The sequence below is a fragment of the Pleionea sp. WD8-19 genome (assembly GCF_055326765.1).
Map to the genome: position 1 here is coordinate 140,813 of NZ_JBUZOU010000006.1, position 14,090 is coordinate 154,902.

Sequence of the window (14,090 nt, forward strand, 5' to 3'; positions counted from 1 at the left end):
TGATTTTAATGTATAAAAGGCACTTTATAAATGATTTTAAATCGCTGCCACTGCTACTACTCAATTGACACCGTGAATTTGGTAAATTTTTTTGACCTTTCAAGTGTTTATCTATAGAATTGCGCGCCTATGCAAAAAGCCGAAGCTGTGTGGTCCATTAATCCTTTTAAGTTAGCTGAAAACTCTGCGATGACTGAACGTACATTAGCAGTTGCTCAGCTTCCTCGATTATTGGATAGTCTTGCCGAGAAACAGGGTGAAATTCATGCTGTTGTAACCGGTTTGATAGACGAAGATAAGCGTAAGCTATTAAAGTGCACATTAAAAGGCACTGTTACGATGGCCTGCCAAACCAGCTTTGAGTCGTTACCGGTCACAATTGAACGAGAAGTCGTGTTTTATCCGGTACTCTCAGAAGAGGCAATAGCTGCAGCGCCAGACGAATATGAGGCTTTTCTGTTTGACAGTGAAGAGCTTGATTTGGTGAATTTAATTGAAGATGAGCTAATCTTGTCTTTACCAATAGCGGTAAATTCACCAGGAAGCCCACAGCATATGCGCTTTGGGCCGGAAATCGAAGAACAGAAGAGTGATAAGCCAAATCCATTCGCAAAGTTGGCTGAATTGAAATTGGCTAAACAGAATACTGAAGATTAAGCAATTTAGGAGATACGGTAATGGCTGTACAACAAAATCGCAAAACTCGCTCTAAGCGAGGCATGCGTCGCTCACATGACGCTTTGACTGGACCAACGTTATCAGAAGATAACACAACAGGTGAAATTCACCGTCGTCATCACATTACAGAAGACGGTTATTACAAAGGTCGTAAAGTTTTATAAATGATTGAAGCTACCTTTTTGAGGTAGTTTTTATAAAACGTGAATACGATTACATTAGCAGTAGATTGTATGGGGGGGGACTTTGGTCCCCCCGTTTCTGTTGCGGCCTCAATCATTGCATTAAAAAAGCACTCTCATTTGCGCTTGAAGTTATATGGCGACTCCACCGCCATTAACAAAGAAATCAAGTCGCTTTCCGATCCTCTCAAGCAACGTATCGATGTTATTCCGACCACTGAAGTCGTAATGATGGACGACAAGCCTTCAGTTGCTCTTCGAAATAAAAAAGATTCATCCATGCGTAAAGCATTAGAAGCGGTACGTGATGGCGATGCGCAGGCTTGTATTAGTGCGGGTAATACCGGTGCGCTGATGGCCTTGGCACGTTTTGTGGTTAAAATGATACCGGGTATTGACCGTCCAGCAATCATTACTGCCATCCCGACAGAAACCGGGCATACCTTAATGCTCGATTTAGGAGCCAATGTGGACTGCGATTCGGAAACATTATTCCAATTCGGAATTATGGGTTCGGTACTGTCTGCAGCTATAGACAACATCGAGTCGCCTCGGGTAGGGTTGTTGAATGTCGGTGAGGAAGAGATCAAAGGGAACGATCAAGTAAAACAAGCCTCTCAGTTAATGCAGCAATGTGACCATATTAACTATGTTGGCTTTGTCGAAGGCAACGATATTTTTGCTGGTACATGTGATGTGGTAGTAACCGATGGCTTTACTGGTAATAATGTGTTGAAAGCGAGTGAAGGCATTGTCCGTTTACTCGCATTAAAACTACGCTCGGTATTTGAGCGCAACTGGCTGAATAAGTTGGTTGGCGTGTTGATTCGACCGATTTTGAAATCATTCAAAGAAGAAATCGACCCTGACAAATACAATGGTGCGACTTTGGTAGGCTTAAAAGGTATCGTGATTAAAAGTCACGGTGGAGCGTCGGTTAAAGCGACTGTATACGCCATTGAAGAGGCGATTACCGAGGTCGAAAAAGATGTACCACAGCAAATTGCTCACGAAGTAGAACAGCTGGTCAATTACAGGACTATTGAAAATGTATAGCAGAATCACGGGTACAGGCAGTTACCTACCTGAACAAATCCGCACCAATCACGACTTGGAAAAAATGGTCGAAACAAGTGACCAGTGGATTGTGGAGCGTACCGGCATCAGTCAACGCCATATAGCATCCGAGTCGGATACCGCTTCTTCCATTGCTGCAAAAGCCGGATTGAAAGCAATTGAGGCTGCGGGCCTTGATAAGCACGATATTGATATGGTGATTTGCGCAACCGCAACGCCGGATCGTTTATTCCCAAGCACTGCGTGTTTCGTGACTCGTCATTTAGGTTTGGAAGGTGTGGCTGCATTTGATGTTACTGCCGCTTGTGCAGGTTTCGTATACGGTATGAGTATTGCCGATCAGTACATCAAGACGGGCCATAAAAAAAATGTATTGGTTATCGGTACAGAAGTATTGTCTCGAATTGTCGATTGGAGTGATCGTACCACCTGTGTACTGTTTGGTGATGGTGCGGGTGCAGTGGTACTTTCCGCCAGCGAAGAACAAGGTCTGTTATCGACCCATGTTCATGCCGATGGTCAGTATGTCGATCTGCTTTACTCACCCAATGTTATTCGTGGGCAAGAAGAAGGCTGTACACAGCCAAAAGTCTTTATGAGTGGTAATGAAGTTTTTAAGGTTGCTGTAAAAACGCTAAGCAGCATTGTCGATGAAACGCTTGAAGCCAACAGTATGGAAAAGTCCGATGTTGACTGGCTGGTTCCGCATCAAGCGAACATTCGGATCATCCAAGCCACTGCAAAAAAACTGCAAATGCCAATGGAGCAAGTGGTTGTTACCGTCAACAAGCACGGTAATACTTCGAGTGCATCGATTCCATTAGCATTTGATGAAGCGGTAAGAGACGGCCGAATTAGACGCGGGCAAACCGTACTCTTTGAAACTTTTGGTGGTGGATTTGCCTGGGCATCGGCATTACTGAAATATTAATCATTCAGGAGTTTTCTTAATGTCTTTAGCTTTTATCTTTCCCGGTCAGGGGTCGCAAAGTGTTGGTATGCTTTCGAGTTTTGCTGAAAACGAGATTGTCCAATCTACCTTTAAAACGGCATCTGAGGCTTTGGGTTATGATCTCTGGGCTTTATGCCAGCAAGGGCCTGCCGAAGAACTGAATAAAACAGAAAAAACACAACCCGCTTTATTAACCGCCAGCGTTGCATTATGGCGTGTTTGGCGAGATAAAAATGGACAACAACCAACAGTATTGGCTGGACACAGTTTGGGTGAATACAGTGCTTTGGTTTGTGCGGGCGTCTTATCTTTAACGGATGCTGTGAAGCTGGTAGAAGCACGTGGCCAATTTATGCAACAGGCGGTTCCTTCTGGAACGGGGAAAATGGCCGCGATTATAGGGTTGGATGACGAAGCCATAATCGAAGCTTGTAAGCAGGCTGAGCAGGGAGACGTTGTTTCTGCAGTAAACTTTAATTCGCCTGGCCAGGTGGTGATTGCCGGAAATATTGAAGCCGTAGAAAGAGCTATGGAGCTGTGCAAAGAGAAAGGAGCAAAACGAGCCTTGCCATTACCCGTGAGCGTACCTTCGCACTGTGCCTTAATGAAGCCAGCGGCTGATCAATTAGCAACCTTATTAACTCAAACTACTTTTCATTCGCCGGAAATTCCTGTTATCAATAATGTTGATGTCAGTAAAGAATCCAAAACAGATGCCATGAAAGATGCGCTGGTTCGTCAACTGTACAAGCCAGTTCGATGGACAGAAACCATACAATCAATAAAAGAGCAGGGCGTTTCAACTTTTGTAGAATGTGGCGCTGGAAATGTATTATCTGGATTGAACAAGCGTATCTCGCGAGAGCTGACCAGTCACGCGATCCATGAAGCCGATAAACTGATAGAATTAGCCGCAAATTTATAAACGCTAAAAACAACAAACTCAGGAATCCGAAATATGTCTGATAACAGCAAGTTAGCTTTGGTGACGGGCGCAAGCCGAGGTATCGGTAAAGCCATTGCCGAAGCTTTGGGCAAGCAAGGCTTAACGGTCGTAGGCACCGCGACATCAGAAGCTGGTGCAGAAAAAATCACGAAAGCGCTAAAAGATGCAGGCATCGCCGGTAAAGGAATGGTTGTTAATGTTTCTGATGCCAATTCAATTGAGTTGTTATTAAATAACATCAAAGAAGAGTTCGGAACCACTCCAGACATTTTGGTGAATAATGCCGGCATCACGCGCGATAACCTTCTGATGCGAATGAAAGATGAGGAATGGGAAGACATTCTGCAAACCAATCTGACTTCCATTTATCGACTGTCTAAAGCTTGCCTACGTCATATGACGAAGTCACGCTGGGGGCGAATAATCAGTGTCGGTTCTGTCGTTGGTACTACTGGAAATCCCGGACAAACCAATTATTCTGCGGCAAAAGCTGCGGTTATTGGGTTTTCAAAATCCTTAGCCAAAGAAGTGGGTACACGTGGGATCACGGTCAACGTGGTTGCTCCTGGATTTATCGATACTGACATGACACAAGCGCTTTCTGAAGAGCAGCGCAGTGGCCTGCAAAAGCAAATAGCCTTGGGTCGATTAGGCTCTCCGGAAGACATTGCAAATGCGGTTGCGTTCCTAGCTTCTGACGCTGCAGGTTACATTACCGGTGAAACTTTACACGTAAACGGTGGAATGAATATGGCTTAATCTCAAAATGAGAGATTGAGCCATAATTTATTACAAACAGAGGTCAGTAAATAACTGCTTGATTTTATAAAGGTATTAAACCGATAATACCTATCCTGTGTGGTCTGACCAAGAATATTTTGCCACTTGTAGCTTGCAAGTTGCTTACGAATCAATAAACTAGCAGCGCATTATTGCCTGTGAATTTGGAGGAAAAACTTAGTCATGAGTACTATTGAAGAGCGCGTTAAGAAAATTGTTGTAGAACAATTGGGCGTAAAAGAAGAAGAAGTAACTGCAGAATCGTCATTCGTTGATGACTTGGGCGCAGATTCTTTAGACACTGTTGAATTAGTAATGGCTCTCGAAGAAGAATTTGACACTGAAATTCCAGACGAAGAAGCTGAGAAAATCAGTACCGTTCAAGCTGCAATCGACTACATCAAGGCAAATGTAGAAGGCGCATAAGTTTGAACTGAGCGGTTTAACCGCGCATGTTATAAAAAACCGCATTGAAAGTTGTCTTTCGTTGCGGTTTTTTTATGAGTTTATGATTTGCCAGTTGTCACTTTTTAACTGCTCCTTTGCGATAATTGCTAATTTAGATTTAAAACAGTCATTGATATAAATAATGACAGGAGATGCTTAACGTGAATGGTCGACGTGTTGTTGTTACCGGTTTAGGAATGTTGTCACCACTGGGTTTGAATGTAGAAGACACTTGGAAAAGTTTATTGGCTTCGCAAAGTGGTGTTGCGCCCATCGAGTCTTTTGATGCCAATCAGTTTAATACACGCTTCAGTGCATCTGTTAAAGGGTTCGATGCTACCGAGTATATGTCCGCTAAAGACGCACGCAAATTCGATCCTTTCATTCAATTCGGTATAGCCGCGAGTGTGCAAGCGCTAAAGGACTCTGGTCTGGAAATTAACGATACCAATGCTGATCGTGTGGGTGTTTGTGTGGGCTCAGGTATAGGTGGGTTAAGCGCAACCGAAGACAATATATTAAAGCTCCATAAGTCTGGCCCTCGCAAAGTATCTCCTTTCTATGTTCCCGGCTCAATCATTAATATGATTTCGGGACAATTATCCATCATGTATGGGTTAAAAGGTCCCAATATTTCCATCGTTACCGCATGCACAACCGGCGTTCACTCCATAGGCCACGCAGCACGAATGATTGCTTACGGAGACGCCGAAGTTATGGTAGCCGGTGGAGCAGAAATGGCTACTTGTCCAATTGGTGTTGCTGGGTTTTCAGCGGCTAAAGCGCTTTCAACTCGTAACGACGATCCACAAAAAGCAAGTCGTCCTTGGGATAAGGATCGCGATGGATTTGTTTTAGGTGATGGTGCTGGCGTTGTCGTACTTGAAGAGTTTGAACAAGCTAAAGCACGTGGTGCAAAAATTTATGCCGAGTTGACCGGTTTTGGTATGAGTGGCGATGCTTATCATATGACCGCTCCACCTGAAGACGGTGCGGGAGCTGCTTCGGCAATGCGTAACGCACTCAATGATGCGAAACTTACTGCAGATAAAATTGACTACATTAATGCTCACGGTACGTCGACTAAAGTGGGTGATTTAGCAGAGTGTCGTGCGATTAAATCCATTATGGGTGACCATGCTAACAACGTTATGGTGAGCTCAACGAAGTCAGCAATTGGTCATTTGTTAGGTGCAGCAGGAAGTGTAGAAGCCGTATTTTCGATATTAGCGCTTCGTGATCAAGTGGTGCCACCGACTTTAAATCTCGATTCGCCAGACGAAGGTTGTGATTTGGACTTTGTCCCTCACCATTCACGCCAGGCAACGGTTAATCATGTACTTTGTAACAGTTTTGGTTTTGGTGGTACTAACGGCTCATTGCTTTTTAGTAAAGTTTAGTGCAAATCTTTATCGATGAACAAAAGCCGGTGATAAGCCCACATGATCGTGGGCTTCTTTATGGTGATGGCTTTTTTACCACCGCTCGTATTGCGCACCATCGTATAGTCTTTTGGTCATCACATCGACAGCGCTTAATTGATAGCGCAAATCGCTTACTTTTTTCTGATTTTGATATCGAAACTCTCGAACAATCACTGAGTAACTTACCGGAAAGTGGCATTGTTCGTATCTGTGTTACTCGAGGAACGGGTTCGCGTGGGTATGCGATCAATGAACCACAACATTGTGTTTGCATTGTCCAGATATTTGAACTTTCTGAAGACATGAATAAAAAAACTTTGCCGCGTAGTTCGGTGATGCTGTGTCAGTCGCCTATATCAGAGAACTCGATGTTAGCAGGAATTAAACACATCAATAAGCTGGATCATGTTTTAGCAAAAACAGAAGCCATGCGAGCCGGCTTTCAAGAAGGATTGATGACATTGGGTAAAAATCTGATTTGCGCCACGCAAGCAAATGTCTTTTTAAAAATTGACGATACAGTGCTTACTCCTGAGATTAATCGAGCAGGAGTTGAAGGTGTAATGAAAAAGCAGATTAGCTTTTGGGTTAATGAACTCGACTATCGTTTCGAGCAAACCGATGTCACCGTGGATAAGCTAGCAGAGGCGGATGAAATATTTTTGTCCAATTGTGCGTTTGGTGTGATCGGTATCGATAAACTTGGTTGTAAAGTCATGCATAATTTTAAACTTGCTGAGTTATTATTTTCCCGTTTTCAAAAGGCGTTAGAGCTATGAGATTTCGCTCGCTTATTGGCTTGCTGGTGCTGCTGCTGTTAATGACGGCAAGTTGGTTTTATTTTTCCTATCAACAGTTTTTACTCGAGCCTGTACATTTGACCGAGTCGCAGGAATTCGATATAGCACGTGGCAGTGGCGCGTTTGCGTTAGCCAATCGACTCGAAAAAGAAAATATTATTCGTTCGAGTCGATTGTTGAAAGCATACCTTTTTTTAAACAAACATCAGCAAGCCATTAAAAGCGGTCGTTATCGTATTGAACCAGGAATGAATGTTGAGCAGCTGATGTCTCTATTCGTTTCGGGAAAACAGGTTGAGTATCAAATCTCCCTAATTGAAGGTTTAACGTTCCGTCAAATGCGAAAACTCATTGAAGAGCATCCTCATTTGAAAGTTTCCACTTCAGGTTGGTCTCAGGAAAAAATTTTGAGTGCGATAAACGCAGAATACTCTCATCCAGAAGGATTGCTTTTTGCTGAAACTTACTCTTTTCCCTACGGTTATACCGATCTTGAGTTATACAAACGAGCCTATCAAGAGATGAAGTCGGTATTGAATGAAGAGTGGGAAAATCGAGCGCAAGATTTACCCTACAATTCGCCATATGAAGCTTTAATCATGGCGTCAATTATCGAAAAAGAAACGGCATTGCCAGAAGAGCGTCCGGAAATAGCCGGCGTCTTTGTGCGGCGTCTTAAAAAGAATATGCGATTACAAACGGATCCGACGGTCATCTATGGTATCGGTGAAAGTTTTGATGGCAATATCACACGTAAACACTTAAGAACGGATACACCTTACAATACCTATACACGAAAAGGATTACCGCCAACACCTATTGCTTTGGTCGGACGCGATGCTATACATGCAGCACTGAATCCAGCCGAAGGGTCTTCATTATATTTTGTTGCCAAGGGTGATGGCAGTCATCATTTTAGTGATACACTGAAAGAACATCTCGCAGCAGTCCGAAAATATCAGTTAAATAAATAATCGATTATGAAAGCACAGTTTATCTCTCTGGAAGGTGGAGAAGGTGTTGGTAAAACAACCAATCTGCAGTTGATAGAGACCGTATTAAAAGAGCATGATGTTCCATTTATTGTCACTCGTGAGCCAGGCGGTACCCCTCTGGCAGAAGAGCTTCGTAATTTATTGCTACAAAAACGCGAAGAAGTGGTGGACCCGGCTGCGGAACTCATGATGATGTTTGCGGCTCGTGCTCAGCATGTCAATTCCCTGATTAAGCCAGCGTTGGCAAAAGGTTCTTGGGTGATCTGTGATCGATTTACCGATGCCAGCTTTGCGTATCAAGGAGCGGGGCGTCAATTAGACTGGAATAAAATCGAACAGCTTGAGCAATTGGCCATTGATGGATTCACTCCCGACTTGACCATTTTGCTTGATCTCGATCCTGCCATCGGATTAATGCGTGCAGCGCAGCGCAGTGAATATGACCGTTTTGAAAGTGAGCAATTGGCATTTTTCAATCGAGTTCGAGAGGGGTATTTACGGCGTATGAAAAATGATCCGCAACGCTTTTTGCTTATTGATGCTTCGATGTCTTTGAAGCAGGTGCAGCAAAATTTGAGTTCTCAACTTACTGCTTTTATCAATCGAGTACGTAATGACTGAGATATACCCTTGGCAGCAAGAAAATTTCGACCGATTGAACGAAGCAAGACAGCAGCAACGGTTGCCGCATGGTATCTTATTGACCGCTCGGCCTGGCAGTGGGCTTGCCGATTTTGCCCGTGCATGGTCTCAAGCGTTGTTGTGCAGCCAGCAGCTGGCGTTTGCTTGTGGTACGTGTAAAAGTTGTTTGTTGTTTCAATCCCACTCGCATCCAGATATGCACTGGATTGAAACCGAAGACGATAAAAAGCAGGTTTCGATTAATCAAGTTCGCGAGTTGACCGCTCAACTGCAGGAAACGTCATCGATGGGAGGTTGGCGTGTTGCTGTGATTTACCTCGCTGAGAAGATGACCATTAATGGATATAACGCGCTCCTGAAAACGCTGGAAGAACCTGGCAAACAAACGCAGCTTATTTTGGCTGCTTCTGAGCGCAGTGCCATTCCTGCTACCATTATTAGCCGCTGTCAGCATTTCGATATTGATGCAAAGAGCCATCAACAAATTAAAAGCTGGTTGTCACAAATGATAGCCGACCCAGAGCCATGTGACTTGGAGCTGGCCTTGAACTTGAGTCACTTTGCACCATTGACAGCAAAGTTTTTAATAGAGGAAGGGCGGCTGTCTCAGTTTGTTGAGTTTTCTGATCGATTGCTCGATATTCTGGAAGGTAAAGCAACGCCTCTTTCTCTGGCCGACGAAAAAGGCATTGAGCCTGAATTGGCTCTGCTATGGTGGGAGTTTCTGCTAGTTACAATGATTAAAAGTGCGTCAGGAACCTCACATTTTTCTCATACTTTGCTTGATCGTTGCAGATTGCTTGCGGAAAAAGCCGATGTAAGGCTATTATTTACCCTTAGAGACAATATTTTGTTTCAACTCAAAGAGTTGCGGGAAGGCGTCAGTTTAAACATTGCCATGCAGTTAGATAGCTTGGCCTTTCAATGGCGCCAATGTTTGCCTAACGCCTAAATGGTCACTGATTCTGCACTCAAGTCGTTGAAACTATTAGCGTAAACCTGGAATAGAACTGCATGTCGACACAGCCGAAAGCCGCTCCCCGTCACGGAATTTTGTCACTCACCATTAAAGACAAAGCGGTGTTGTATGCGGCCTATATGCCTTTTGTTAAAAATGGAGGCTTATTTATTCCTACCCATAAGCAATATAAATTGGGTGATGAAGTGTTTATGTTGCTTTCTTTAATGGATGAAAAAGAAAAAATTCCTGTAGCAGGAAAAATAATATGGATCACACCAAAAGGGGCTCAAGGTAATAAAGCGGCCGGAATTGGTGTTCAGTTCTCAAATCAGGATAATGGTCAGGCTCGCACCAAAATAGAAACCTACCTCGCTGGTGCATTGAACTCCGATCGTTCCACACATACGATGTAACCCGATACATTCCAAGTAAGGAGCTTGATGTCATGCTGGTTGACTCTCATTGTCACCTGGATCGTATTGATCTGTCATCTCATGATCAAAAGTTGAAAAATGCTTTAAATTACGCCAAATCCTGTGGCGTTGAGCGATTTCTTTGTATCGCGACTGATCAAGCAAACTTCGCAGAAATACGTACAATTGCAGAAACGTTTGATGAAGTTCATTGCACAGTGGGTGTTCACCCTTTGGCCAAAGACCTTTCGGTTGAAAATACGTACCGGTTTTTAATCGACAATGCTCAGCATCCAAAAGTAGTGGGTGTTGGTGAAACCGGGTTAGATGGCTTCTACGCAAAAGATAAAATTGCCGCTCAGTTAGAGTCTTTTGTTGTGCATGTTGAAGCAGCGCGTGAGCTTAATCTACCTTTGGTGATTCACACACGAGAAGCGAAACAGCAGACTCTTGATTTGATTGGGGCCGAAACCAGAGAAAATCCAGGAGTGCTGCATTGTTTTACTGAAGATTGGGATATGGCAAAACAAGCCATTGATATTGGGTTTTACATTTCGATTTCGGGCATTGTTACTTTTCGACAAGCTGACAATGTTCGAGAAGTCGCGAAGAAAATACCACTCGATCGTTTACTGGTCGAAACCGATGCGCCTTATCTGGCACCTGTACCGCATCGTGGCAAGCCTTGCCAACCGGCCTATACGCGTAACACTGCGGAATTTTTGGCAGAGCTGCGTGGTGAACCTTTTGAGCAACTTGCTGAACAAACCACGGCTAACTATTTTAATCTGTTCCAAAAAGCCCGCTTATGATTCGTTTGGTGTTGGAGTGTGATGATCGCCTGGGGGTTACTCAGGAAGTGTTAACGTCACTGTTGCAGCATCAAGTGGATCTTCGAGGTATTGAGTTAGGACAGGAACAGTTGTTTATTAAGCTTGGCCCGGAAGCGGAGTCTACACTAAGTGAGCTTATTCCAAACCTGACGCAAATTCCCGGGATCCGTCAAGTAAAACAGCTCGACTTTTTGCCCGGAGAACGCGAGCACCAGGAACTGATCACTTTATTGTCGTGCTTTCCTGAAGCTGTCGTTTCGATAGATGGCGAGGGCCAAGTGTTGGCAGCAAGCCATGCTTTTTACCGATACTTCGATTTAGATCCGGGAACCGTCATTTCAATTGAGCACTTGCTCCCGAATTTGAATCTCGATGACGTGTTTTTGGGGTTGGATCAACAAGGCTTTTCGCAACACAGTTTGGTGATCGGCGACAAGTCGTTGTTGCTTGAAGTGTATCCTTTGTTACCAGAAGAGGAAATTGCGCGATTTCTTGGGGCTGTTTTGGTATTTAAGGAGCCTGCACAAGTAGCTGCTCAGTTAGAAAGGTGGCAGCGTGCAAAAGATTTAAAATTCGAACAAGTCATTGCGGAAAGCGAGGGGATGAAAGAAGTATTGCAGCAAGCAAAACAAATCGCCCATCTCGATGCCCCATTATTAATTGAAGGTGAAACCGGTACCGGAAAAGAGTTGATAGCCCGAGCCACACATATGCAGCGCGGCGGTGATAAACCCTTTCTCGCTTTAAACTGCGCATCTTTACCGGATAATGCGGCCGAGCATGAGTTGTTCGGTTATGGCAAAGGCGCTTTCGTTGGTGCTGCCGAAAACGGTAAGCCGGGTTTGCTGGAACTGGCCGATGGCGGAACATTGTATTTCGACGAAATAGGCGAAATGTCGCCCTATTTGCAGGTTAAATTGTTGCGTTTTTTAGAAGAAGGCGCTTTTCGCCGAGTGGGGACGGATCAGGAGGTTCGCGTTCAAGTAAAAGTCATTGCATCAACCCAACAAAACTTAAATGAACTGTGCCAACAAAAACGATTTCGTGAAGATCTCTATTACCGCTTACATGTTTTGCATTTAAAGTTGCCTTCTCTAAGACATCGTCGTATTGATATTAATCCTTTAAGTGATTTTTTTATCGCAACCGCGTGCCAACGAATCGGTCGACCCAAATGTCAATTATCACAACGTGCTCGACTGGCACTCAATCGTTATAACTGGCCGGGTAATGTCAGAGAGCTTGAAAATATTATCTTTCGTGCTGTCTCTATGGCGACATCGGAGCAAATTTCTACCCGGCTTTTAAATATGCCCATGCTAAAAGCGATTTCAACGGATCTTGACTTAGACCACTCGACACTCGAGTACAAAGAAGTCATGCAAGCATTCGAAAAGCAATTGCTCGAGTACTTATACCCATCTTACCCAAGCAGCCGCAAATTAGCGGCCCGTTTAGGACTCTCCCACACCGCTGTCGCAAAAAAGTTACGCCAATTTGGACTGACCAGTCAATAAACAAGTCTGAGTGTAAACATATGTTTACGCTGTTAAGTGGCCTCTCAGGCTTTGATTAATCAGCAATATTTCTTTGTCAGTTGAGGGTGTAAATAAAAGTTTACGTAAAATTAGTGGGCTGATTCTTAGTGTCTTCTAAGGTGTTGAAAAATAGCTTGTTTAATCCTTACGGTTTGTAGCTATAATAGTGTGCTATTAACTGAAAAACAGACGACTGCAAGTGACCCTTTGCAGGACAAATGACTTTACTATTCTCTGGTTTCGACAAAACATCAACAGCTGTTGAGTAAGCAAAAAATGCAGTTTTGGCGCATCCGGGTTTATTGATTTCAAGACAGACAAAATTGAGGTTGTTGAAATGGAAACGAATACTACGATCAATCCGTTGGGTACCGATGGTTTCGAGTTTGTAGAGTTTTCTGCGCCAAACAAAAATGGCATTGAAAAACTGAATGGCTTATTTAAATTACTGGGCTTTACTCCAATTGCCAAACATAAATCGAAAGACGTAACTTTGTATCGTCAGGGCGATGTCAATTTTTTGGTCAATGCCGGTGAGGGCACTTATTTTCATGAATTTTCCAAAGCGCACGGTCCTTGTGCTTGTGCTATGGCGTTTCGTGTAAAAGATGCCAAAAAGGCCTTTGAACATGCCGTAGCTCAAGGAGCAAAACCTTTCGATAAAGCTGAATTGAATGAAGGTGAGTTGACGATTCCTGCGGTTTATGGGATTGGCGATTCGGTTTTATATTTTGTTGATCAGTATGGTGAGAATACCGTGTACGATCACGACTTTGAGTATTTCGAAGGCGTTGATAATCATCCTGCTGGTGTTGGTTTGTATGAGCTGGATCACCTTACTCATAACGTCATGCGCGGCAATATGGACAAGTGGGCCGGTTTTTATGAAAACATTGGTAATTTCCGTGAGATTCGTTACTTCGATATCGAAGGCAAGCTAACTGGCTTGGTCAGTCGCGCGATGACGGCACCCTGTGGAAAGATTCGCATTCCGATTAATGAATCCTCCGATGATAAATCACAAATTGAAGAATATTTGCGTGAATATAAAGGCGAAGGGATCCAGCATATTGCACTTACTACCGATAATATTTACCAAACGGTTCGTGATTTGCGTAAAATCGGAATGGAATTTATGCCGACGCCTGATACTTATTACGAAAAAATCAATGAGCGTGTGAAAGGCCATGAAGAAAACGTCGATGAGTTAGCCGAGCTGCGTATTTTGATCGATGGTGCACCGGTAGAGGGTGATGGTATTCTGCTCCAGATCTTTACTCAAACTGTGATAGGGCCTATCTTCTTCGAAATCATTCAACGTAAAGGCAACCAGGGCTTTGGTGAGGGTAACTTCCAAGCGCTGTTTGAGTCGATTGAAGAAGACCAGATCCGTCGCGGTGTTATTCAGGCTGACTAATTCAA

16 protein-coding genes are annotated in these 14,090 nt (G+C 43.8%); all 16 read left to right on the forward strand.

All coding sequences use genetic code 11. The annotated features are described in order from the left end of the window. Positions 1-129: 129 nt before the first annotated feature. The 16 genes from ACTUJY_RS09425 to hppD all read left to right on the forward strand — a co-directional run bounded on the left by ACTUJY_RS09425 (position 130) and on the right by hppD (position 14,085). Positions 130-657, forward strand: a complete 528-nt coding sequence (locus ACTUJY_RS09425; RefSeq protein ID WP_463615830.1) for a YceD family protein — start codon at positions 130-132, stop codon at positions 655-657. A 20-nt stretch (positions 658-677) separates the two neighbouring features. Further along, entirely contained in the window at positions 678-842 is a 165-nt protein-coding gene (rpmF, locus tag ACTUJY_RS09430) for a 50S ribosomal protein L32 (RefSeq protein ID WP_463615831.1), read from the forward strand. A gap of 39 nt (positions 843-881) precedes the next feature. Continuing rightward, a complete protein-coding gene (plsX, locus tag ACTUJY_RS09435) occupies positions 882-1,916 on the forward strand; it encodes a phosphate acyltransferase PlsX (protein WP_463615832.1) in 1,035 nt (344 codons plus the stop codon). Next, complete coding sequence (locus ACTUJY_RS09440; protein WP_463615833.1) at positions 1,909-2,868, forward strand: beta-ketoacyl-ACP synthase III; 960 nt, start codon at positions 1,909-1,911, stop codon at positions 2,866-2,868. The genes plsX and ACTUJY_RS09440 overlap by 8 nt, the downstream gene beginning before the upstream one ends. Positions 2,869-2,887: 19 nt before the next feature. Continuing rightward, positions 2,888-3,814 (forward strand): ACP S-malonyltransferase, encoded by a 927-nt coding sequence (gene fabD / locus ACTUJY_RS09445; protein WP_463615834.1) that lies wholly within the window; start codon positions 2,888-2,890, stop codon positions 3,812-3,814. A 33-nt stretch (positions 3,815-3,847) separates the two neighbouring features. Beyond that, positions 3,848-4,594, forward strand: coding sequence for a 3-oxoacyl-ACP reductase FabG (fabG, locus tag ACTUJY_RS09450; protein ID WP_463615835.1), 747 nt, complete (start codon positions 3,848-3,850; stop codon positions 4,592-4,594). A gap of 204 nt (positions 4,595-4,798) precedes the next feature. Then, positions 4,799-5,041, forward strand: coding sequence for an acyl carrier protein (gene acpP / locus ACTUJY_RS09455; protein ID WP_463615836.1), 243 nt, complete (start codon positions 4,799-4,801; stop codon positions 5,039-5,041). A gap of 182 nt (positions 5,042-5,223) precedes the next feature. Beyond that, complete coding sequence (fabF, locus tag ACTUJY_RS09460) at positions 5,224-6,462, forward strand: beta-ketoacyl-ACP synthase II (RefSeq protein WP_463615837.1); 1,239 nt, start codon at positions 5,224-5,226, stop codon at positions 6,460-6,462. Then, complete coding sequence (gene pabC / locus ACTUJY_RS09465; protein ID WP_463615838.1) at positions 6,462-7,265, forward strand: aminodeoxychorismate lyase; 804 nt, start codon at positions 6,462-6,464, stop codon at positions 7,263-7,265. Before fabF ends, pabC begins: the two co-directional genes overlap by 1 nt. Beyond that, complete coding sequence (gene mltG, locus ACTUJY_RS09470; protein ID WP_463615839.1) at positions 7,262-8,260, forward strand: endolytic transglycosylase MltG; 999 nt, start codon at positions 7,262-7,264, stop codon at positions 8,258-8,260. The genes pabC and mltG overlap by 4 nt, the downstream gene beginning before the upstream one ends. Positions 8,261-8,266: 6 nt before the next feature. Beyond that, on the forward strand, positions 8,267-8,902 hold the full coding sequence (gene tmk, locus ACTUJY_RS09475; RefSeq protein WP_463615840.1) for a dTMP kinase: 636 nt from the start codon (positions 8,267-8,269) through the stop codon (positions 8,900-8,902). Further along, positions 8,895-9,875 carry a hypothetical protein gene (locus tag ACTUJY_RS09480; RefSeq protein ID WP_463615841.1) on the forward strand — a complete coding sequence of 327 codons (981 nt, stop codon included), beginning with the start codon at positions 8,895-8,897 and terminating at the stop codon, positions 9,873-9,875. The genes tmk and ACTUJY_RS09480 overlap by 8 nt, the downstream gene beginning before the upstream one ends. A 62-nt stretch (positions 9,876-9,937) precedes the next feature. Further along, a complete protein-coding gene (locus ACTUJY_RS09485; RefSeq protein ID WP_463615842.1) occupies positions 9,938-10,297 on the forward strand; it encodes a PilZ domain-containing protein in 360 nt (119 codons plus the stop codon). Between the two features lie 32 nt (positions 10,298-10,329). After that, positions 10,330-11,109: a TatD family hydrolase gene (locus ACTUJY_RS09490; protein WP_463615843.1), complete on the forward strand. Its 780-nt coding sequence runs from the start codon at positions 10,330-10,332 to the stop codon at positions 11,107-11,109. Continuing rightward, positions 11,106-12,647 (forward strand): sigma 54-interacting transcriptional regulator, encoded by a 1,542-nt coding sequence (locus ACTUJY_RS09495; protein WP_463615844.1) that lies wholly within the window; start codon positions 11,106-11,108, stop codon positions 12,645-12,647. Before ACTUJY_RS09490 ends, ACTUJY_RS09495 begins: the two co-directional genes overlap by 4 nt. A 358-nt stretch (positions 12,648-13,005) precedes the next feature. Then, on the forward strand, positions 13,006-14,085 hold the full coding sequence (gene hppD, locus ACTUJY_RS09500; RefSeq protein WP_463615845.1) for a 4-hydroxyphenylpyruvate dioxygenase: 1,080 nt from the start codon (positions 13,006-13,008) through the stop codon (positions 14,083-14,085). Positions 14,086-14,090 lie beyond the last annotated feature (5 nt).

What these genes read in the sequence shown, in the direction of transcription:
- ACTUJY_RS09440 (WP_463615833.1), top strand. Translation starts at nt 1,909, where the DNA reads ATGTATAGCAGAATCACGGGTACAGGCAGTTACCTACCTGAACAAATC.
- ACTUJY_RS09490 (WP_463615843.1), top strand. Translation starts at nt 10,330, where the DNA reads ATGCTGGTTGACTCTCATTGTCACCTGGATCGTATTGATCTGTCATCT.
- tmk (WP_463615840.1), top strand. Translation starts at nt 8,267, where the DNA reads ATGAAAGCACAGTTTATCTCTCTGGAAGGTGGAGAAGGTGTTGGTAAA.
- acpP (WP_463615836.1), top strand. Translation starts at nt 4,799, where the DNA reads ATGAGTACTATTGAAGAGCGCGTTAAGAAAATTGTTGTAGAACAATTG.
- ACTUJY_RS09485 (WP_463615842.1), top strand. Translation starts at nt 9,938, where the DNA reads ATGTCGACACAGCCGAAAGCCGCTCCCCGTCACGGAATTTTGTCACTC.
- hppD (WP_463615845.1), top strand. Translation starts at nt 13,006, where the DNA reads ATGGAAACGAATACTACGATCAATCCGTTGGGTACCGATGGTTTCGAG.
- ACTUJY_RS09480 (WP_463615841.1), top strand. Translation starts at nt 8,895, where the DNA reads ATGACTGAGATATACCCTTGGCAGCAAGAAAATTTCGACCGATTGAAC.
- ACTUJY_RS09495 (WP_463615844.1), top strand. Translation starts at nt 11,106, where the DNA reads ATGATTCGTTTGGTGTTGGAGTGTGATGATCGCCTGGGGGTTACTCAG.
- fabG (WP_463615835.1), top strand. Translation starts at nt 3,848, where the DNA reads ATGTCTGATAACAGCAAGTTAGCTTTGGTGACGGGCGCAAGCCGAGGT.
- mltG (WP_463615839.1), top strand. Translation starts at nt 7,262, where the DNA reads ATGAGATTTCGCTCGCTTATTGGCTTGCTGGTGCTGCTGCTGTTAATG.
- rpmF (WP_463615831.1), top strand. Translation starts at nt 678, where the DNA reads ATGGCTGTACAACAAAATCGCAAAACTCGCTCTAAGCGAGGCATGCGT.
- fabD (WP_463615834.1), top strand. Translation starts at nt 2,888, where the DNA reads ATGTCTTTAGCTTTTATCTTTCCCGGTCAGGGGTCGCAAAGTGTTGGT.
- ACTUJY_RS09425 (WP_463615830.1), top strand. Translation starts at nt 130, where the DNA reads ATGCAAAAAGCCGAAGCTGTGTGGTCCATTAATCCTTTTAAGTTAGCT.